Origin of the sequence: Rhizobium sp. BK196, from assembly GCF_014193255.1 — a bacterium.
In the GTDB taxonomy this organism is placed as follows: domain Bacteria; phylum Pseudomonadota; class Alphaproteobacteria; order Rhizobiales; family Rhizobiaceae; genus Rhizobium.
Genome location: NZ_JACHZB010000006.1, coordinates 286,651 through 307,072, shown reverse-complemented (window position 1 = coordinate 307,072; position 20,422 = coordinate 286,651). Strand labels below are relative to the sequence as shown.

General features: G+C 58.4%; 19 protein-coding genes. 11 read left to right on the top strand and 8 right to left on the bottom strand.

Annotated elements, in window-relative coordinates; translation table 11 throughout:
• Positions 1-164 precede the first annotated feature (164 nt).
• From FHT78_RS20810 to FHT78_RS20790, 5 genes are all read left to right on the top strand, one after another.
• Positions 165-1,550, top strand: a complete 1,386-nt coding sequence (locus tag FHT78_RS20810; RefSeq protein ID WP_183748197.1) for a cache domain-containing protein — start codon at positions 165-167, stop codon at positions 1,548-1,550.
• Entirely contained in the window at positions 1,547-2,191 is a 645-nt protein-coding gene (locus tag FHT78_RS20805; RefSeq protein ID WP_183748195.1) for a response regulator transcription factor, read from the top strand. The genes FHT78_RS20810 and FHT78_RS20805 overlap by 4 nt, the downstream gene beginning before the upstream one ends.
• Before the next feature lie 117 nt (positions 2,192-2,308).
• Entirely contained in the window at positions 2,309-2,857 is a 549-nt protein-coding gene (locus tag FHT78_RS20800; protein ID WP_183748193.1) for a TRAP transporter small permease subunit, read from the top strand.
• A gap of 14 nt (positions 2,858-2,871) precedes the next feature.
• On the top strand, positions 2,872-4,452 hold the full coding sequence (locus FHT78_RS20795; protein WP_183748191.1) for a TRAP transporter large permease subunit: 1,581 nt from the start codon (positions 2,872-2,874) through the stop codon (positions 4,450-4,452).
• Between the two features lie 71 nt (positions 4,453-4,523).
• Positions 4,524-5,639: a TRAP transporter substrate-binding protein gene (locus tag FHT78_RS20790; protein ID WP_183748189.1), complete on the top strand. Its 1,116-nt coding sequence runs from the start codon at positions 4,524-4,526 to the stop codon at positions 5,637-5,639.
• A 104-nt stretch (positions 5,640-5,743) separates the two neighbouring features.
• Here the strand turns inward: FHT78_RS20790 and FHT78_RS20785 are convergent, their stop codons facing one another.
• The 3 genes from FHT78_RS20785 to FHT78_RS20775 form a co-directional block, all read right to left on the bottom strand.
• Positions 5,744-6,616, bottom strand: coding sequence for an alpha/beta hydrolase (locus tag FHT78_RS20785; protein WP_183748187.1), 873 nt, complete (start codon positions 6,614-6,616; stop codon positions 5,744-5,746).
• Positions 6,617-6,925: 309 nt separating this feature from the next.
• Complete coding sequence (locus tag FHT78_RS20780) at positions 6,926-7,114, bottom strand: DUF3008 family protein (protein WP_183748385.1); 189 nt, start codon at positions 7,112-7,114, stop codon at positions 6,926-6,928.
• A gap of 430 nt (positions 7,115-7,544) precedes the next feature.
• Complete coding sequence (locus tag FHT78_RS20775) at positions 7,545-7,988, bottom strand: gamma-glutamylcyclotransferase family protein (protein ID WP_183748185.1); 444 nt, start codon at positions 7,986-7,988, stop codon at positions 7,545-7,547.
• A 282-nt stretch (positions 7,989-8,270) separates the two neighbouring features.
• Between FHT78_RS20775 and FHT78_RS20770 the strand changes: the two genes are divergently transcribed.
• Entirely contained in the window at positions 8,271-9,776 is a 1,506-nt protein-coding gene (locus FHT78_RS20770) for a phospholipase D-like domain-containing protein (RefSeq protein WP_183748383.1), read from the top strand.
• On the opposite strand, the gene FHT78_RS20765 is transcribed toward FHT78_RS20770, so the two are convergent.
• Positions 9,714-10,685, bottom strand: coding sequence for a lysylphosphatidylglycerol synthase domain-containing protein (locus tag FHT78_RS20765; protein WP_183748183.1), 972 nt, complete (start codon positions 10,683-10,685; stop codon positions 9,714-9,716). The two genes, FHT78_RS20770 and FHT78_RS20765, sit on opposite strands and share 63 nt — an antisense overlap.
• Positions 10,686-10,783: 98 nt before the next feature.
• Between FHT78_RS20765 and FHT78_RS20760 the strand changes: the two genes are divergently transcribed.
• Both FHT78_RS20760 and FHT78_RS20755 read left to right on the top strand, forming a co-directional pair.
• Positions 10,784-11,512 (top strand): endonuclease/exonuclease/phosphatase family protein, encoded by a 729-nt coding sequence (locus tag FHT78_RS20760; protein ID WP_183748382.1) that lies wholly within the window; start codon positions 10,784-10,786, stop codon positions 11,510-11,512.
• Between the two features lie 260 nt (positions 11,513-11,772).
• Positions 11,773-12,552: an alpha/beta hydrolase gene (locus tag FHT78_RS20755; RefSeq protein ID WP_183748181.1), complete on the top strand. Its 780-nt coding sequence runs from the start codon at positions 11,773-11,775 to the stop codon at positions 12,550-12,552.
• 123 nt (positions 12,553-12,675) lie between these two features.
• Here FHT78_RS20755 and FHT78_RS20750 read toward each other — a convergent pair whose 3' ends face one another.
• Together FHT78_RS20750 and FHT78_RS20745 are read right to left on the bottom strand one after the other, a co-directional pair.
• A complete protein-coding gene (locus tag FHT78_RS20750) occupies positions 12,676-13,128 on the bottom strand; it encodes a VOC family protein (protein ID WP_183748179.1) in 453 nt (150 codons plus the stop codon).
• A gap of 12 nt (positions 13,129-13,140) precedes the next feature.
• Positions 13,141-13,407: a hypothetical protein gene (locus tag FHT78_RS20745; protein WP_246715385.1), complete on the bottom strand. Its 267-nt coding sequence runs from the start codon at positions 13,405-13,407 to the stop codon at positions 13,141-13,143.
• A gap of 139 nt (positions 13,408-13,546) precedes the next feature.
• On the opposite strand from FHT78_RS20745, the gene gcvA reads away from it, so the two are divergent.
• From gcvA to catE, 3 genes are all read left to right on the top strand, one after another.
• Positions 13,547-14,434: a transcriptional regulator GcvA gene (gcvA, locus tag FHT78_RS20740; RefSeq protein ID WP_183748178.1), complete on the top strand. Its 888-nt coding sequence runs from the start codon at positions 13,547-13,549 to the stop codon at positions 14,432-14,434.
• Positions 14,435-14,615: 181 nt separating this feature from the next.
• A complete protein-coding gene (locus FHT78_RS20735) occupies positions 14,616-15,473 on the top strand; it encodes an SDR family oxidoreductase (protein ID WP_183748176.1) in 858 nt (285 codons plus the stop codon).
• Positions 15,474-15,637: 164 nt separating this feature from the next.
• Positions 15,638-17,776, top strand: a complete 2,139-nt coding sequence (gene catE / locus FHT78_RS20730) for a catalase C (RefSeq protein WP_183748174.1) — start codon at positions 15,638-15,640, stop codon at positions 17,774-17,776.
• A 60-nt stretch (positions 17,777-17,836) separates the two neighbouring features.
• Here the strand turns inward: catE and FHT78_RS20725 are convergent, their stop codons facing one another.
• The gene (locus FHT78_RS20725) at positions 17,837-18,169 is read right to left on the bottom strand and encodes a helix-turn-helix transcriptional regulator (RefSeq protein ID WP_183748173.1); all 333 of its coding nucleotides are present in this window, start codon (positions 18,167-18,169) and stop codon (positions 17,837-17,839) included.
• 171 nt (positions 18,170-18,340) lie between these two features.
• On the bottom strand, positions 18,341-20,395 hold the full coding sequence (locus tag FHT78_RS20720) for a response regulator (protein WP_183748171.1): 2,055 nt from the start codon (positions 20,393-20,395) through the stop codon (positions 18,341-18,343).
• Between the last annotated feature and the right edge of the window lie 27 nt (positions 20,396-20,422).

Genomic DNA, 20,422 nt, shown 5'->3' with positions numbered 1-20,422 from the left:
GCTGCGCCTGCATCACGAACGTTTGTCGGATATCGCGCTGGACGTCATTGGCGAGATCAGTTCCGCGGCGTGCAGATTATGCCCCTTTGTCACGCGCCGAACTCAAAGCTTGAGCCGAATGGACGAGACGGACTAAACTCGTTGCTTTATGAGAGGCGGTTATCTTGCAACTTCGTCATCAAATTCTCGCGCTTGCGATCCTTCCACTGGTGCTGACGATTGCCCTGATAACGGCATTCACGACGTGGCAGTCGTCCAATTTGGCCCAGAGCAGCATTGATACCTTCGAGCGCAATTTGTTGAAGGCAAAAGAGACCGAGCTTCTCAATCTTACAAATCTTGCTCTGTCGGCGATCAAAGATGTCTACGACAATGCTGGCCCCGACGACGAGGCGGCAAAGGAACGGGTAAGGCAGATATTGACCTCACTCGATTACGGGCAAGACGGGTATTTCTTCGTCTACGACTACGACGGTAACAATGTCGTCCATCCACGCCAGTCGTTCCGACCGGGACACAACTGGTTCGATCTTGTCGACCCAGACGGCGACAAGGTCATTGCCAACCTGATCGCCAAAGCGAAGGAAGGCGGGGGGCTACACCAATATAAATGGGAAAAGCCTTCTTCCCGATCGATGGCCGACAAGCTCTCCTTTGCAGCGGGCCTCGATAAATGGCGTTGGATGATCGGCACAGGGGTCTATCTGGACGATGTCTTTTCCCAAACTGAAGCGGCCAAAGCAGACCTGAAGCAGAGCATCAGGCGTACATTTGTGGTCGTCACTCTGATTGCTGTTCCGTCTGTTCTCCTGGTCTTTGCGACCTGCATGTGGATCACCCTGCATGAACGGCGGCTGGCCGACGGAAAACAGAAACTGCTCACGCAGCGTATCATCGACACGCAGGAAGAAGAGCGGGCAAGACTGGCACGAGAACTGCACGATGGTGTCTCACAGAACCTGATCGGCGTCCGCTATGCATTTGATCTCGCCTCTCGAAAGGTCAGGGCAAGCGCCGCCGACGCTGGTGCTGCAATCGATCGAGGAATCGATGCATTGAATGGTGCAATCAAGGAAGTCAGGGACCTGTCGCATGAATTGCGGCCACGCGTTCTCGATGATCTGGGGCTGACCGCCGCCTTAACATCGCTTGGAAACCACTTCGAAGAGCGGACGGGGATTTCCGTATCGGTCGAATCCTCAAGCCCGGACACGCTCAAATCCGAGGCTAACACCGCCCTCTATCGGATAGCACAGGAAGCTCTGTCGAATGTCGAGCGGCATGCAGGCGCTTCTGAGGTCACGATCAGGATATGGAGCATGAAGGGACGCGTGCGTATGTCGATTGCTGATAACGGGATCGGTTTCACTGAAAAAACCGAAAGTCGCAATCCAAATTACTCGGGGGGACTGGGGCTTAGAAACATGCAGGAACGTATGGCGCATTTCCGGGGAATTCTGATCGTTCAGACGAATGAGAAGGGCACGACATTGACTGCGATGTTCCCGAAATCCGCAAATGCGGCGACGTCAGCGCCGAAGGCAGCATGAACAGAAAACCTGCAATTTCCGTCGTCCTTGTCGACAATCACCCGCTTGTTCTTGAAGGCCTGCGCGCCATCCTCGAAACCTACGAGCATATAAATGTCGTTGGCACCGCTGGAGCCGTTCAACCGGGTTTGGATATTGCGGCACGACAAGCCCCAGATATCGTTCTCCTGGACATCAACATGCCGCAGATCAGTGGCATTGAGGCGATCGAGATCTTCAAGAAGGCGGCACCGTCGACGAAAATCCTGATGCTGTCGATGCATGACAGCCGCGAATATATTTCGGCATCGGTCGTCAGAGGTGCCTCCGGCTATATCCTCAAGGATGTTCCCAACGAAGAAATCATCGGGGCAATTGAAACTGTCGCTGCAGGCGGAACCTATTTTTCCACCGGCGTGTCGGACGTTCTTATGCAACGCAAGCAGACGAAAGAGAACGATCTGCCGATCACGACGCGTGAGCGGGAAATCCTGGCGCATCTTGCCATCGGGCGGAGCAACCGAGAGATTGCCGGATTGCTCGACCTGTCGGTTGCAACCGTCGAAACACATCGCAAGACGATCAAGCGCAAGCTTGGTGTTTCCACGACGGCTGATCTGACGCGTATTGCGATCGAGCACGGACTGACCCCGGCGGTTTGAGCACTCTACCCAGTAGTGGGTAGGGACCGTCAGATTACCGCTCTCTCGTATTGCGCCTGCAAAAGGCAGTCCGTAGGTGTCCTTTGCGGCCGCTTCGTGCGGCCTCGGGAGGATTCCATGGCCGGACTTTTGACGCTGTCGCGTACGATAGACGCGATCAATACTTTCTTTGGCAAAGCCGTTTCCTGGCTACTGCTGCTCGCCGTCCTGATCAGCGCGATCAACGCAACGACACGCAAGCTGTTCAATCTCAGCTCCAATGCGTGGCTGGAAGCACAATGGTACCTTTTCTCCGCAGCCTTTCTGGTTGCGGCAGCCTGGACGTTGATGAGCAACGAACATGTGAAGGTCGATCTGGTCTATGGTCGCCTCTCCCGCCGGGTTCAGCTCTGGATCGAAGTTTTCGGCACGATCTTCTTTCTCTTCCCCTTCTGCTTGATCACTATCTACCTCTCTTGGCCGAGCGTCATCGAGAAATTCTCTACGGGCGAGATATCCAACAATACCGGTGGCCTTATCCTCTGGCCGGTCTGGGCCATGATCCCTCTGGGTTTCGGGCTACTTGCTCTCCAGGGCCTCTCTGAGCTCATCAAGCGCATTGCGATCCTGCGCGGCGACTTGCCCGACGCGGTCGCCCTTGCTGACGCCGAAGCGCAGACTCTTTAAGGCGGAACCACATCATGTTTGCTTTCCTTGCGGAAAACCTCGCACCGATCATGTTTCTGTCGCTGATCGTGGTGCTGCTGCTCGGCTATCCGGTCGCGTTCGCACTCGCCTTCGTCGGCTTCGTCTTTGGCTTCGTGGGCATTGAAATGGGGCTGCTGCCCGTCAATCTTTTCGGTGCAATCCCCGATCGCATCTTCGGACAGATGTCGAACGAGACGCTGCTTGCCATCCCGTTCTTCACCTTCATGGGCTTGATCCTTGAACGAAGCGGAATGGCCGAGGACCTGCTCGACACGATCGGGCAGCTCTTCGGGCCTGTCCGCGGCGGTCTTGCTTTCGCGGTTATCTTCGTTGGCGCAATCCTTGCAGCCACCACTGGCGTTGTTGCCGCATCGGTTATCTCCATGGGCCTGATTTCGCTACCGATCATGCTGCGCTACGGCTATGATCGGCGTGTCGCCGCCGGGACGATTGCAGCCTCCGGCACACTGGCGCAAATCATCCCGCCGAGCCTCGTACTGATCATCCTCGCCGACCAGCTCGGTCGTTCCGTCGGCGACATGTACAAGGGCGCGCTTATCCCGGGCCTGCTGCTCGTTGCCGCCTATGCCCTCTACATCATCACGATGTCGATCATTCGCCCCCCGAGTGTTCCGGCATTGCCCGCGGCGGCGCGCACGCTCAAGGGCTGGAAGCTGTTGCAGCGCGTGATTATCTCGCTCGTCCCGCCGCTGGTGCTGATCTTCCTCGTCCTCGGCACGATCTTCATCGGCCTTGCAACGCCGACGGAAGGCGGTGCGATGGGCGCGGTTGGTGCACTTGCCCTTGCAGCCATCAACCGTCGTCTCGATCTGGCGATGATCAAGTCGGCGCTTTATGCGACGGCAAAACTGTCGTCCTTCGTCATCTTCATTCTTCTCGGCGCCCGCGTCTTCTCGCTGACCTTCTACGGCGTCAACGGCCACGTCTGGGTCGAGCATCTGATGACGTCGATCCCTGGCGGCGCAGTCGGCTTCCTGATCGTAGCAAACCTGCTCGTCTTTTTCCTGGCCTTCTTCCTCGACTATTTCGAGCTGGCCTTCATCATCATTCCGTTGCTTGCACCGGTCGCCGACAGCCTCGGCATCGACCTGATCTGGTTCGGCGTGATGCTGGCGATCAACATGCAGACCTCGTTCATGCACCCGCCGTTCGGCTTTTCGCTCTTCTATTTGCGTTCGGTCGCGCCAACACGAGCCTATAAGGACAGGATCACAGGCACGACGATCCAGCCCGTCACCTCCGGTCAGATATACATGGGTGCTCTGCCTTATCTCGGCATACAGCTAGCCATGGTGATCGTCGTCATCGCGTTCCCTCAACTGGTGACCCATTACAAGTCCGGACGCGTGGTAGTAGATCCGTCGACGATCGAACTGAATGTTCCAATGCCAGGCGAGGGCGGGGCAAATCCGTTCGGCGCACCGGCAGCACCGTTCGGAGCCGAGCCGTCAGAAGGCGAAACCGCGCCGCCCGCCTTCGATGCACCGGCACCGGATTTCGGATCACCGACGCCAAGCTTCGGGAATCCGGAACAAAACGGAAGCAATCCCTGATTCCAAACCCGACACATAGCCAGATCGCTGCCGTAGTGCGCGGCCGCGTCAACCCACAGAGGAGGAGCATCATGACGAGAGACATAGGCCGTAGAGGATTTTTGACGAAAGGTGCGCTGGCCGGCGCCGCAACCGTGGCGGGGGCGTCGCTTGCCGCCCCGGCAATCGCCCAAAGCACGCCGACGCTGCGCTGGCGCCTGACATCGGGTTTCCCAAACAATCTCGACACGATCTACGGCGGTGCCGTGGTCATGGCGGACGCGCTCAACAAGATCACCGAGGGCAAGTTTCAAATCCAGGTCTTCCAGGCCGGCGAACTCGTGCCGGGTGCCCAGGCGATCGACGCCGTCAAGGCCAATACCGTCGAGCTTGCCCATACCTGCGGCTACTATTTCACGGGCAAGGATCCAACGTTTGCTATTGGCTCCACAATCCCTTTCGGCCTGAACGGCCGCCAGCAGAACGCCTGGCTCTATCACGGCGGCGGAAACGAAGCCTATAACGAGTTCCTTTCGGACTATGGCGTCGTGGGCATTCCGGGTGGCGCGACCGGCGCCCAGATGGGCGGCTGGTTCCGCAAGGAGATCAAGTCGGTCGCCGATCTGAAAGGCGTCAAAATGCGTATCGCGGGCGTTGCCGGCGAAGTCATGTCGCGTCTCGGCGTCGTCCCCCAGCAGCTTCCGGGTGGCGACATCTACCCTGCGCTCGAACGTGGCACGATAGACGCCGCCGAGTGGATCGGCCCTTATGACGACGAGAAGCTCGGCTTCTACCAGATCGCCCAGAACTATTATTACCCGGCCTATTGGGAAGGCGGTCTGACCATCCACTTCTTCATCAACAAAGCGCAGTATGAAGGATTGCCTGACACCTATAAGGCAGCTCTTGATGTCGCCTGCAAGGCGGCGAACGTCAACATGCAGGCGCTCTACGACGTCAAGAATACTGCGGCGATCCGCTCGCTCGTCGGCAAGGGCGTCAAACTGCGCCCCCTTCCGCGTGACGTGATGGACGCCGCCTACAAGGCTTCCTTCGAACTCTACGGTGAGTATAGCCAGAAGCACCCGACCTGGGCGAAGATCTATCCGGGCTGGAAGAAGTTCCGCGACGAGAGCTTTGAATGGTTCCGTGTCGCCGAATACAGCTATGACAGCTACATGTACGCCGCTCAGGCCGCGAAGAAGTGATCATATCGGAGCCGGGTTCAACCCGGCTCTTCTCTTTGCGATCGGGAGCGCTCACATCAGACAGATTTTCTGAACATCATCGGGCATGCATTGAAGACCTCTGTTCAAGGCGTGCTCTTGTGAACTCGGCCAAGAAAATCGCGGATGAGCGACAACACCTCATCGAGATTAGTCTCAAGAAGCCAATGACCCCCATCCAGCAGATGCAGTTCGGCGTCGGGCAGATCCCGGAGATAGGCACGCGCCGACTTCTCCGGCATGTAGCCGTCCTGAGGCCCCCATACAATCAGCGTCGGTGGACGATATTTGGCAAGGTAGTCTCGATGTTGGGGAAACCACGCACGGTTCTCTTTCAGGCCGGCGATCAGGTCAATCGCAATATCCTTGCGCTTCGGCGTCATCAACGACCAATGCAGCTTCCAGAGGTCGGGAGGAATCTGCTTGGCGAGATCGGGCCTAACATCGTTCAGGAATTCCTCCCTGAACGTCTCCTCGTTGATCGCCTCCGCCACTTTCGCCCTCATATCGGACCGCGGTAGCTGCCAGGTCTTCTCGATCTCGGCATATTTCGATCCCAACGCATCTTCGTAAGGGATATCGCCATTTTGGATGATGAGCGCCACGATACGCTCCGGCGCCTTGATGGCCAGCCGCGCGCCGATCGGAGATCCGAAGTCGTGGAGATACAGCGCGAAGCGCTCCACGCCCACCGTCTTCACGAAGCTGTCCAGAAAGTCGGCATAGCCGTCGAAGCTGTAGTCGAAGTCATCAGGGGTCGCGCTATAGCCGGCACCTGGAAAATCCGGCGCAAGCAGCCGCCAGCGATCCGCCAGCCTCGGCATCAGATTGCGGAATTCATACGACGAGCATGGATAACCGTGCGGCAACAGGACCACAGGGGCGTTTTCCGGCCCCGCCTCGCGGCAAAAGACATCGATACCGTTGACGGTCACATATCTATGGATCGTTGGTTGCACACATACCTCCTGACTAGTGAGATTCCTGCAGGCCGATCATCAAAAACCCGCGGCAATTGATCCATCCGCTGTCATCGCAGGCGCTCACGCAGATGAACGAGCGCCGTCACCCCGCAGGGCCGCAGTGGACGTTGACACCATCGACCCTCTCGCTCCGCCCAGCTAGGAGGCCACGCTTTTGGTCCAAGTGACCATCATGGCGGCAGTCACCATTCACGGGAAACACCGCCAGTGACAAACTCGTCGTCTATCCCCGCAAAACCGGCAAAGAGTCCGCCGCAACCCGCTCTTGAAAGCGATCAGTGGGCCTCAAGAATTAGAGGAGTGCGCTGGCTTTCCCTTCTGCTTAGTGGACGCCATGTCGTGAAGTTCCTTCTCGCTCATGGAATCGACCATGCTCTTTGAAGCGCCTTTCAGTTCGCTCTTCTTCTTCTCGCCGCGCTTGGCGGCAAGGGCTGCGCCGGCAGCCATTTGTTGGGATTTTGATTTTGCAGGCATCATGAAGCTCCTTCAGCCAAAAGTCCCCTGACACTAGGGATCGATGCACCGGTTAGCGGCATGATCCCGATATTGTTCCGTCTCGAAATTCTTGCTGTCGAGACCCTCTCCTCCGAATGCTACGCTTTGTCCCTTTCGGAAAGCACGAGCCATGGTCTTTCTCCTTCGAGGTTCATCGAATTTCACCTGGCAATTGCAGCAACAGCACGGATGATCTCTGTGATGGGGCATCCTGAGCCGCACATGCCGGAGAAGGTGGTTGTCTGTCCAACGCATTGTCATTCCAATCGTTCCTTACGAAACGATCGATGCCGGCAATCTCGAGCGGCAAAACCTATGTTACCAACAGCGGACCCCGAATGGGGTAATGAAGAGTTTCAAGCGCCTGCCTGCTTCGGGAGAGCGATGCCGCAGAAAACCTCTGATCCTTTCAGAGATCCGATACTGAGTTGCAGCGATGCTCGTCTCTTCGGTCGAATGGGATAAACCGCCTGTTTTCGTAAATTCGGAGATAACCCGAGTGAATTGGGTCGGCGAGTTGCCGCGATTTCAGGTAGACAAGTGCGGACCATGCTGGTCCGCCGACGACCGGCTCCACTTCTATCGCCACTCGCAGGTTGCCCGGCTTGCCGACGGATTCCAGCCGATCCAGCTTTGCTATCGTGTCTTCGTCAGCCTCGTAGAGTTCACCGATGACGCGATATCCGACGCCCGGTTCGTTGAACATCATCGGTGCGAACCAAGGACCGGCAATCAGCATCGGATAACGGTCGCATGTCCTGCAAATCCCGCGAAAACTGCTGCAGGAAAGCCCCTGTTCATGAAGAGGAAAGCCTCTCTTCAGAGTTCCGAAAGCAAAGACGTTCCGTGTCATCCGGGCCGGCCCCTACGCAGTTTGGCCTCTCCGATCGTCAGAATGGAGTTAACGCGACTGCTGCTTTTAATGTTGCAATCCGACTGAAGGTTGCCGCCTTTCGGCCGATCGATGATCGCAGTTTGAATTGTGAATTTTGGCATGCGGCGAAGCGAGGGTGTCCTGCGCACCACCTCGCCGATCGGCATTGGGGCCGATTCTGCTGTCGGCGAGTCGACACGGGGCCTAGGGAACCTGAGGAAATCCTGAGCGTTTGTGATCAGTTCAGAGGCCAAGGCAATCATGACCCTATCTAAAAATATATACCATCACCCGACGTTATCCCAGGCAAAGGAACAGCGGCGAAGCAGCGGCAAAAAACGCAGGGCGAGAAGTTTCCACGTTGGAGACACCGCTGCGAAGACTGCCTTCCTGGTTAATGGCAATAATTATTTCGCGGAACTGGCGCGTACCCTGCGACAAGCTAAGCGCACCATCTGGATCGTCGGCTGGGACTTCAATCCCGATATCTTACTGGAGCCGGAAAAGTCCGATGAGACATTGGGCGACATGCTGCATGCGTTAAGCGCGGCAAATCCGGAGCTGAAAATACGCATCCTCATCTGGACGCTCGGCCCGATTTATTCGGAAAAATCCGTGAAGCTGTTACGAAAGAAGGCCTTCCCGAAGAGCCCGGGAATCGATCTGCGCTTCGATATCCAGAGTGCGATACGTGGCAGCCACCATCAGAAACTCGTGTGCATCGATGACGCTGTCGCCTTCATCGGTGGAATGGACTTGACGTCACGGCGATGGGATACCCGGCGCCATCGCGCCGAGGACAAACTGCGACGCGCGCCTGAAGGTGTTTTCTATGATCCCCTGCACGACGTTCAGGCGATGGTCACCGGCGATGCCGCGCGGCGCGTCGGCGAAATCGCGAGACGGCGCTGGGAACAGGCTACCGGTGAGATTCATGCGTCGGTTGCCGAGGACGTCGATTTCGCCTGGCCGGATGATCTTTCCATTTCATTGCTCAACTGCCCTGTCAGCTTCGCTCTGACAGAGCCGTCGACGGCCTTTCGGTCCGGCGCCGGCGAAGGCATCGCCATGACGCTCGACGTGATCGCTAGAGCCAAGCGACAGCTTTACATCGAAACGCAGTATTTTTCCTCATTCCGCGTCGCCGACGCCATTGCAACGCGTCTTCAGAAAGAAGAAGGACCGGAAGTAGTGGTCATCTGCACGCGCAGCTCCCATGGGCTGATCGAAAAGATCGTCATGGGCAATAATCGTGATCGTATCATTCGGCGGCTCAAGCGAGTTGATCACAAGAACCGGCTGCGCGTTTATTATCCGGTCGTGCCGGGGAAGAAGGCTGAGGTGGAAGTACTTGTCCATTCCAAACTTATAATCGCCGACGACGACGTGGTCCGTATCGGCTCCTCCAATCTCAACAATCGCTCCGAGGGGCTGGACTCGGAATGCGACATGCTTCTCGAGGCCGGAAATGCAGACCACCGCCGCGCGATCGCCGAGCTGCGCAACAGGCTGTTGGCGGAATTCCTCGGGGCTGGGATAAAGAGTTTTGCCGCGGCCAACACCCGTTCCGGCTCGATGATCGCTGCCATCGCAGCGTTCAACACCGGGCCGCGCGGCCTGCGGGAATTTGAGGTCCAGCCGTTCGGCAGCATCACTCCGATTGCCGGTACAACTATCTTCGACCCCGCCCAACCTTTTTCGCTGCTACGCAGACTGGGCTTGCGCTCGTTTTTCAAGCGCATCGGACTCACCGCTCGCCCCGCGTGAGCGCCGTCGGAACACTGCCTCGCTGATGATCAGCAAGGTGGTGCCGAGCGTCAGCGGAATGAAGAAATAGACGCAGCGAAATGCGATCAGTGCGCCGATGGACGCCTCCTTCGGCAGCACATAGGCAACCGTCGCCTCGAGTACCCCGAGGCCGCCTGGAACATGCGTCGCGAGGATGGCAGAATTGGCGAGCACGAAAGCCGTCGCCGATTGGAAGAAGGCGATGTGGCCGAAAGCGGAGAGCATCTGGTGAAGGCAGGCTGAAACGAAGATGAAGTTGATCGTTCCAACCGCGATCTGTGCAACCGCAATGGAAAACTGCGGCAACTGAAACGACCAGCGCCAGACCTGCAATTTGCCGCGGACGAAAAAAGCCAGCGCGGCATAGATGCCCGGCACCGCGAGAGCGAACAGGCCGAACAGTCGGCTGCTTGTCGTCTCGATCTGCAGCAGACGCCCCGCATCCACGGGATTGAGGATCATTGCAAGACCGCCCAGCGTGATCAGTCCGAGCCCGACTGTGACGCCACAAAAGAGGATGATCTTTGCCATATCCTCGGTCGTCAGTCCCCAGCGTGTGTAATAACGGTAGCGAATGGCTCCGCTGCTTAGTCCCGCAAAGCCGATATTGTGGCCGAGCGAAAGGCTGACGAAGGAAGCCAGCGCCACCTTTGGGTAGGGCAAGGACTTTCCAAGAGAACGGATTGCCAGGAAATCGAAGCAACTCAGACATAGATAGGACGCAGCAGCACAAAGAACTGCCAGACAAACCCTCCAAAGGGGTATGCTGCGCATCGACTGGATGACTTGGTCGAAACTATACTGCTCGAAAATCCGGTAGAGGAGAAAGAATGCCAGGCAGAGGGCTGCAATGAGCAGTCCGTTCCAGATTATGCTTTTCAATGTCATCGATCATCCATATCCGAGGTGTAAGGGCTGCTGCTCGATCTCCGGGAACGAACGAGCAAGTTTTGTGTTCCTTGCAGCAGCAACCTTTCAGCAGGCACATGCCGGATAAACCGATCAGACTTTTGACCTACAATGTGCATAGCTGCATCGGTACTGACCGCAAGCTTGACCCCGGCCGCATCGCCAATGTCATCGCCGAGGCCGAGGCCGACATCGTTGCCCTGCAGGAAGTCGACGTCGGCAGGCGAAGGACAGGTGGTGTCGATCAGGCTCACATGATCGCATCACTTCTGAAGATGCAGGCGCATTTCCATCCGGCTCTGTCGGTCGCCGAAGAGCAATACGGCGACGCAATCATCACCGCGTTGCCCACAGGCGCGGTCAAGGCCGGCCCGTTGCCGTCTATTGGCGAAACGCGCGGCGCACTTTCCGTCGAAATAATGGTTGGCGAAAGAAAACTGCTCGTTGTCAACACGCATCTCGGCCTTCGCGGGCGCGAGCGCATCCAGCAGATGACCACGCTGCTGAAGTCCGGCTGGCTGCGCGGCACGGCAGAGGAGTCTGTTCCGAGTGTTCTTTGTGGCGATTTCAATGCTATTCCGGCATCCGCGACCTATCGTCTGGCTACACGGTCGCTGAAGGATGCCCAATTGACCGGTGCGGCGGCGCCGCGACCCACCTTCCCTTCCCGCTACCCGCTTATGCGCCTCGACCACATCTTCGTAAGTCACGAACTGATCGTAAAAAAAGCCGCAGTCCTTGAAACACGGCTCGCGAGGATCGCCTCGGACCACCTCCCTCTTCTTGCGGACATCGGTTTCAGTTGATCCGTAACCTCCGTCAAGCTTCTTGCAACCAGCTTGACTAGCCATTGGTAGGCAGGAGCCTAGACCTGAATATAGCTGCCTCTATTTTTTTATTTATCCTAAGCTGACATGGTCACCCGAGAGGAAGCGGCGACACAACAGCAATACTGCGGTGTTATTGCTCCGATTCCAGAGCTGCTTCCTCCGACACGCGATCACCGTAGAATTCTATTCAGGGTATTGGTTCGCTGAAATCACTTGACCTAGAAGGAAACGAAATCATGATGATGAACAGACGTATGTTCACCGGCGCCCTGGTTGCCGGCGCCGCCGCTTCTCTCGTCTCCACTCGCGCTATAGCGGCGACTCCCACGCCGGCAAAGGCTCGCAACGTCGTCCTTGTGCACGGGCTGTTTGCTGACGGCTCATGCTGGTCCGACGTGATCGCTCGCTTGCAGGCCGCTGGGCTGAATGCCACCGCAGTACAAAATCCATTGACAACCCTGCCTGATGCGGTCGCCGCCGCGCAGCGGGTACTCTCGCGACAGGACGGCCCAACGGTTCTGGTTGGCCATTCCTTTGCCGGAATGATCGTTACGGAAGCTGGCGTACATCCAAACGTTTCCGCGCTCGTTTATGTGGCCGCGCGTGCCCCGGATGCCGACGAGGACTATACGGCGTTGGCCAAGACCTATCCGACGCCGCCAGCATCAGCCGGCATCGTCTTCGATGGCGACGAAGGACGCCTTACTGAAGCAGCGTTCCTTCGCGATTTTGCCGGCGACCTTCCGGAAGCAAAGGCAAAGGTTCTCTACGCCGTTCAGGAACCGTTCCAGAAAGCGCTTTTTGCAGGCAGGACGACCCAGGCGGCTTGGCGCTCCAAGCCGAGCTGGTATGCCGTCTCCACGGAAGATCGTACGATCAACCCCGATCTCGAACGCTTCATGGCCAAGCGCATGGGCGCTAAGACCATCGAACTGCAGGCCAGCCATCTGTCGCTGATCTCTCATCCAGACGAGATAACCGGCCTCATTCTGGAGGCTGCGGGGCAACGCAGTTGATGGCGGGATCGATCAATCGGAGGTCTCAAGGACAACGAGATGAAACGATGCCGAATTCGAAGTGCACCGGAAGCCTGCGCGCCACGCAACAGGCGCTGTCTCCACCGAAAGCGCTGATCTTCGCTAGCCTCGGTAGGCCTGCTCAAGATCAGCGATGACGATCTTCTTCATCTTATACATCGCCTGCAGCACTCGCCCCGCCTTCTCCTTGTCGGGATCGGCGACCATCCGCAGCAGGATCGTCGGCGTAACCTGCCAGTAGACGCCGAACTTGTCCGTCAGCCAGCCGCATGGCTGCTCTTTGCCGCCTCCGGACGTCAATGCGTTCCAATAATAGTCGGTTTCCGTCTGGTCGCCCGTCTCGACCAGAAAAGAGAATGCTTCATTGTATGGCACACGGGAGTGAGCGTTCAGGGCAGCGATCGGCAAACCTCCCAATTCGAAGCGGACAACCGACAGCTCCGGATCGGGGAGATCGATGCGTCCGAGGATTCGAGAGTCCTTGAACACTGAAGTGTAGAACTCCATGGTCTCCTCGGCACGAGACGCAAACCAAAGATGGGGATAGATCTTCATGTCGCTTCTCCTTCAGTGTTCGAGGTGACCGGCAACTCGGCCATTGCTGATTTGCATCAGCGACCCATCCCAGTCGCGCTCGAAGCCGATGTCCTGCAGGCGATGGGTGGAAAAGCGTGCAATATGTCTCATCGTCCAGCGGCGTCGAACGCTCGCGAACAATTGGGCTGCTTGTCCGATGACCACTGCGCAAAACAGGTCAACGGGAACCGTAGGCAGGCGCGCAGAGCCTGGCGTGGTGATGCGGTAATCTGCATTGTGAGCGAAAGTAACACTCATGACGATCTCCTCTTAGCGACACACTGGTATCAATAGGTTCGAGAAAAGCCTTCCCGATGCTCGGAGAGTGCACGGCTCCTGGCTGGACGACAATCGAATATTCGTGCAGGATTTGTGAGTAGAGATCACAGGTAATCCGATGCCCAGACGACTTCCACCTCTGACCACGCTTCCAGCCTTCGACGCCGCGGCTCGTCATCTGAGCTTCACCAAGGCGGCCGCAGAGCTCCATGTGACGCACGGAGCCATCAGTCGTGCCATCCGCAACTTGGAGGAACAGCTCGGCAGCCGGCTTTTTGAGCGGGGAACCCGATCCGTCAAACTCACACAGGAAGGTGCCGCCTATGCTGCGGAGATCGGCGCGGCCCTTGATCGGATCGGTGCTGCGACAATCGCGGCAACTGCGCTCAAGTCGGCAGGCGTCCTCAATGTCAGCACGTCGGACGGCTTTGCAGGGCGGTGGCTTGTGCCGCGGCTCCACCGCTTCCATCGCGCCAACCGGGATATCGACGTGCGCTTGTCGACGTCCGGCACGTTTTCGGATTTCATCAGGGACGGAATTGATATCGCGATCCGGTATGGCGCCGGAGGGTATGAAGGCGTGACATCGGAGTTCCTGGCTGAGGAAGAGGTCTCGCCTGTCTGCAGTCCGGAACTGCTGCAAGGGGAGCATGCGCTGCGAACACCGGAGGACCTGAGACATCACAGGCTCATTCACGACAACTTCCGCATCGACTGGGCGACATGGCTCCGGGCAGCGGGTCTGGACGATATCAACCCCAGCAACGGGGTAAGATACGAATCTGCCGCCTTTGCTGTCGAGGCGGCAGTGCAAGGCGAAGGTGTATTGCTGGGCAGGAGCGCGCTCGTCTCTGCCGATCTGGCGGCTGGCCGACTGGTGCGTCCCTTTGATCTGACGCTGAAGTCGAGGTGGAACTATTATGTCGTCTATCCAGATGGCGCACTGCGGCAACGGAAAGTCAGGACATTCCGGAATTGGCTATTCAGCGAAATGGCAGCCGGCTGACTGAGCGTCCATATAGCGAGCTTCAGCCAGGAAACCGTCCATTGCCACGAACTGACAGGGAACTGTCGGACCCCAGACGAGTTGTTGTACCGGACCGACCGCCCAGCCGCGGCGACGAAGACCGAAGGCTCGTCGGCTGATGTCGGCCAGTCCGCCCCATCAATACCTGGAGGAACAGAAAATGGCCAATTATCCGACCCCGCCCTTCGATACGCCGCATCAGCCCATGCCGGGCACCACTGGGGCGATGTCGCCGATACCGGACCACGGCGAACGGACCTATCGCGGCTCTGGGCGGCTGACCGGCAGGAAAGCCGTCATTACCGGCGGCGACAGCGGCATTGGACGCGCTGTTGCGATTGCCTATGCCAGGGAAGGTGCTGATGTTCTTGTTGCCTATCTCGACGAGGACGACGACGCGCGCGAAACCCAGAAGTGGATCGAAGAGGCAGGGCGAAAGGCAGTCCTCGTCCCAGGAGATCTGCAGGATCCGGAGCATTGCCGCCACATCATCGAAACCGCACGCAGCGAACTTGGCGGCATAGACATCCTCGTCAACAATGCGGCCCATCAGGCAAGCTTCAAAGATATTGGCGAGATCAGCGACGACGAATGGGAACTGACGTTCAAGGTCAATATCCATGCGATGTTCTACCTGACCAAGGCGGCGGTCCCGCATATGAAAGCCGGCAGCGCCATCATCAACACGGCGTCGATCAATGCCGACAGCCCGAGTCCTCATCTGCTCGCTTATGCGACGACCAAGGGCGCTATCCAAAACTTCACGGCCGGTCTCGCGCAAATGCTGGCTGAGAAGGGCATCCGCGCCAATGCAGTCGCGCCCGGCCCGATCTGGACGCCTCTCATTCCCTCCACAATGCCCGATGAGGCGGTCAGGAATTTCGGCAAGCAGGTCCCGATGCAGCGCCCTGGCCAACCCGCCGAGCTCGCGACCACCTATGTAATGCTCGCCGATCCGCTGTCGAGCTATGTTTCCGGAGCAACGATTGCCGTGACGGGCGGCAAACCGATCTTGTGAACTGGCCTACCTGGAGCCGGCAAGACTGTCGAACAGCCGGCGGCAAGGCCAGCCTTTGACATTCCAGCTTGGTTCGAGGTTCACCCCAAGACATCCTTGGGCGGCGAAGCGACCGTCGGCCAGGTATCTTTCATTGTTCACACAGATCGTAAGGGATTGAGACAATGGCCAAGAAAACGTCGCCGACTGCCAAAGCAAATACAGCGGCGGTCCACGACCAGAAACTCCATCGCGGTCAAGGTGGCGAGCTTCATCAGTTCGCCGAAGATGGCTATCCGGCCCTGACGACCGCCCAAGGCGGAGCCGTAGCCGACGATCAGAACAGCTTGCACGTCGGGGCACCCGGACCGGCATTGGTCGATGACTTCCATTTCCGGGAAAAGATCTTCCATTTCGACCATGAGCGCATTCCTGAACGCGTCGTTCACGCGCGCGGCTACGGCGCGCATGGTTTCTTCGAGACCTATAAGTCCCTTGCTGACTACACCCGGGCCGACGTCTTCCAGCGCCCTGGCGAGAAGACGCCCGTCTTCGTGCGCTTTTCGACGGTCGCCGGCAGCAAGGGGTCTTTCGATCTTGCGCGCGATGTGCGCGGCTTTGCCGTGAAAATGTACACCAAGGAGGGAAACTGGGACCTCGTCGGCAATAACATCCCCGTTTTCTTCATCCAGGATGCCATCAAGTTTCCCGACGTTATCCATTCCGTGAAACCGGAGCCGGACCGAGCATTCCCGCAGGCACAGTCCGCCCATGACAACTTTTGGGATTTTATCAGTCTGACGCCGGAAAGCATGCATATGATCATGTGGGTCATGTCGGACCGGGCGATCCCACGCTCCTTCCGCTTCATGGAGGGCTTCGGCGTCCACACCTTCCGCTTCGTCAACGCCAAGGATCAGTCGACCTTCGTCAAATTCCACTGGAAGCCTAAACTCGGGCTGCAGTCTGTCGCCTGGAACGAGGCGGTGAAGATCAACGGCGCCGATCCTGACTTCCATCGTCGCGATCTCTGGCAGGCAATCCAGTCGGGCAACTTTCCGGAATGGGAATTGTGCGTCCAGCTTTTCGATCAGGAGTTTGCCGACGCCTTCGATTTTGACGTGCTCGATCCGACGAAGATTATCCCCGAAGAAATTCTTCCCGTTCAGCCTATCGGTCGGCTTGTCCTCGATCGCATGCCCGACAATTTCTTCGCCGAGACGGAACAGGTCGCCTTCATGACGCAGAACGTTCCGCCAGGGATAGACTTCAGCGACGATCCGCTTCTGCAGGGCAGGAACTTCTCCTATCTGGACACCCAGCTCAAGCGTCTCGGCGGGCCGAACTTCACGCATCTGCCGATCAATGCGCCGAAATGTCCCTTCGATACCTTTCAGCAGGACGGCCACATGGCGATGCGCAATCCGGTCGGCCGGGTGAACTACCAGCCGAACTCCTGGGGCGAGGGTCCGCGGGAATCGCCTCAGAAAGGCTTTCGACACTTCGCGTCTGAGGAACAGGGTCCAAAGGTCAGGCTGCGTCCGGAAAGTTTTGCCGACCATTACAGCCAGGCGCGCCAGTTCTACATCAGCCAGACACCGCCTGAGCAGCGCCACATCGCCATGGCGCTGACCTTCGAACTCAGTAAGGTCGAAAACCCTGTCATCCGCGAGCGGATGGTATCTCATCTTATCAATATCGATGAAACGCTCGCGACCACCGTTGCAGAAAAGGTTGGATTGCAGTCGCTGCCGAAGCCGGCCGATGCCGCCGTTCCAACGCGTCAGGACCTGGAGCCCTCGCCGGCGCTCAGCATCCTGAAACGCGGTCCAGGTCGCTTCGAGGGCCGCAAGCTTGGTATCCTGATCACCGACGGTGCCGATGCCAAACTGCTCCAGGACCTGACGGCGGCGCTCGTCAAACAGAAAGCCGTCTTCGAACTCATCGCTCCAAAGGTCGGTGGCGTGACCATTTCGGACGGCACCTGGGTCGAAGCACAGCATATGATCGATGGCGGACCCTCGGTGCTTTTCGATGCGATAGCACTTTTGACCTCGCCGGCGGCCATCGAGGATCTCGTCAAGGAGGCGACGGCTCGCGACTTCGTCGCCGATGCCTTCCAGCACTGCAAGTTCATAGGCTACGACCCGTCGGCACTGCCGCTGCTCGAAAAGGCTGGAATTTCCGAAAACATCGACGAGGGCGTGCTGAGCTTGCCTGGGGAAGACGGCATCGCCGCCTTCGTCACCGAACTCGGCAAGCTGAGGGTCTGGGGCCGGGAGCCCGCCGTGAAGCTTGGCAAAGCTTCGCCGCCGGCAAAATGAGGACAAATCGCGGCATCGGCCTGTCCGAACCTTCGTCAGGTCCCCCCGACGCCGGCGGTCTCAGCCGCCTGCGCCGGGCGGAGCATCATTTTCGTAAAACTCACGGTACTGGATCGTTTCGTCTTCGGTGGTATCGACGTTCGTCCCAGCCGGCTGGCTGAACCGCACGCCGGGTCCGCCCGGGCTTGAGTAGTTTCCGTCGAGAAACGAAACACCGGCCGATTGGATAGCGTTGACGACCGCGTCAATTGCGCGCGACTCCGCCTCCAGCTGTCCTGGCACGGCTTCGAGTTCTTGGATCAGCGGCAATGAAACCCGCGCGGCTTCGGCAAGGTCCTTCTGTTCCCAATGTAATAGCGCGCGCGCTGCACGCAGCTGTTGGCTAGTAATCATAACACTACAGCTCCAACCGAATTGTCTGACAGAGCGGCTCAGTGATCCGTGACCGCCTTGTCTTCAAGGGCAAACGGCAAAGATTGACCGGGGTTCCGTTCGAAAGGATAAGAGCTGATGATATCAGCGTATCGATCGATCGAAGGAGTAGATATGCGGCGTCAGCGCCGATCAGCCCTTCGTCGGAATTTCCAGACGCACGACGTTTGCCGATTGGACGACCGGGATTTTCGCCTCCTCGAAGCAGGCGGCCAGATCCTCGATCTTGAAGGGCTTCGGGACGACCGGGCATCCCACTTCCGTACCTGCCTCCAGCCTGTCGCTATAGCCGGTCATCAACACGACGGGCAGAGACGGGTTTCTGCGGCGGATCTCCTCGGCAAGCTCGATGCCTGACATGCCTGGCATCATGATATCGCTGACGACCGCTTCGATTTCAGGATGACGGTCCAGGATCTCGATCGCCTCGGGTCCACCTGCGGCTGCGAAGATCGTCGGCACGATGCCGTCGAGCACTAGTCGTACGGATTCCAGCGATGCCGGCGTGTCGTCGACGATCATGATCGTACGGGGAAGGTTTGCCGAAGGGGCCGGCTCCGCACGCACCGCCCGCGGCTCGTTTGATCGCGGCAGAAGCAAGGTGAAGGCGCTGCCGTGGCCGGCCAGACTTGCGACCTTGACTGCACCGCCGCTGCCGCTGGCGAAACTATGGACCTGCGTGAGGCCGAGACCCGTGCCACCATTCTTCTTGGTGGAAAAGAACGGCTCGAACACCCGTGCAAGATTTTCCGGGGCAACGCCGGTCCCGGTGTCAGAAATCGTCAGCGCGACGAACGGCCCCTTCAGGCCGGAACCCTCCGTCGACGCGTCGAGCACATTGCGAGCGGAAATGATCACATGTCCGCCTCCCGTCATGGCTTCGCGCGCATTCGTCAGGATGTTGATCAGGGCAATTTCAAGCCCAGCAGGATCGACGTGAATCGGCCAGGTATCTTCCGGCACCCTGATCTCCATCAGGATCGTGTCATTGACGGCTTGGCGCAGCAGCGGAGACAGTTCGGCAAGCCTGACGTCCAGTTCGACCTGGGAGGCGCCCTGGTTGGAACGTCTTGAAAACGACAACAGCCTTTGGGTGATCGCCTTTCCTCGTACCACGCCATCGCTCATATGCGTCAGAAGCTGCGTCACGCGCTGTTCGTCGTTTCGCCGTCGCTTGATGCCCTCAACTCCGGACTGGAAGACCATCAGGAGATTGTTGAAATCGTGGGCGGCCTGCCCCGTCAGCTTTCCAAGCGCATCCATCCGCTGCCAGTTGGCCATGCTCTCCCGCTCACGGTTTCTGGCGCGCACTTCCCTGTAAAAGAGAAATACAGCCGAGCCGGACAACAGGAGCGTAAAACAACTCGCCGTCACAAGCAGCACGGTGGCCTTGCGCGCCAGCCGCTGATAGTCGGAGACCGGCAGACCAACCCTTACCCGCCAAGGGGTGTCAGCGAGCGCGACCTCGGCGACCCGAAGGTCCATCCCGTCCTTGAGGGTGGCCGCGCCGAAATCCTCGCCGGAAAAGCTTGCAAATTCGCTGGCCGGATTACCGGCAAGGGCGGGAGCGCCGGTCGATGCCACAAGGCGGTCGCGCCCATCGACGATCCAAGCCGACCAGGACCCTGGAAGTCCGTTGGCATAGAGCAGTTTGGTCACCATCGCCGGACGGATCACCACCGACAGGACGGCCCTCAAACGATCGTTCCTTTGGATCGGGGCGCGCAACGCAAAGGCCGCCTGTCCGTTGGGTCCAATGGCGATATTGCCGACCACGGCGGCACCTGTGCGAACGACCGCGTCATGGCTTTCCATGTCCGCAACAGGCGCGTCTGCCGACGGATCGAGCGGGGGAAACGACAGAACGACTTCGCCCTTCTCGTTCGAAATCCTGATCTGCTCCCATTCAGGCACCCGATCGAGCAAACGCCGCGCAGTCTCGGCAAAGGCGGCGCGCGGGATTGGAGGGTCGAGGCGCGGGGAATCGGCGACGACCGCGAGCAATTGAGCCTGGCTCTTGAGTTCACGTTGAAGAGTGGCGGCCAACGTCGCTGCCCGGCCGCGAATGTCGTCGTCAAGAGCTGCTTGCTGCTCCTTGATGAAGAACCTTCCCATCAGCGCCGCCAGTATGATGACCGGAATGAGCGAGGCGGTAATGAGAAGGAGCGCTGGCCGGGTTTTGTTCAACGGACCTCCGGATGTGTTCTTCGAGCC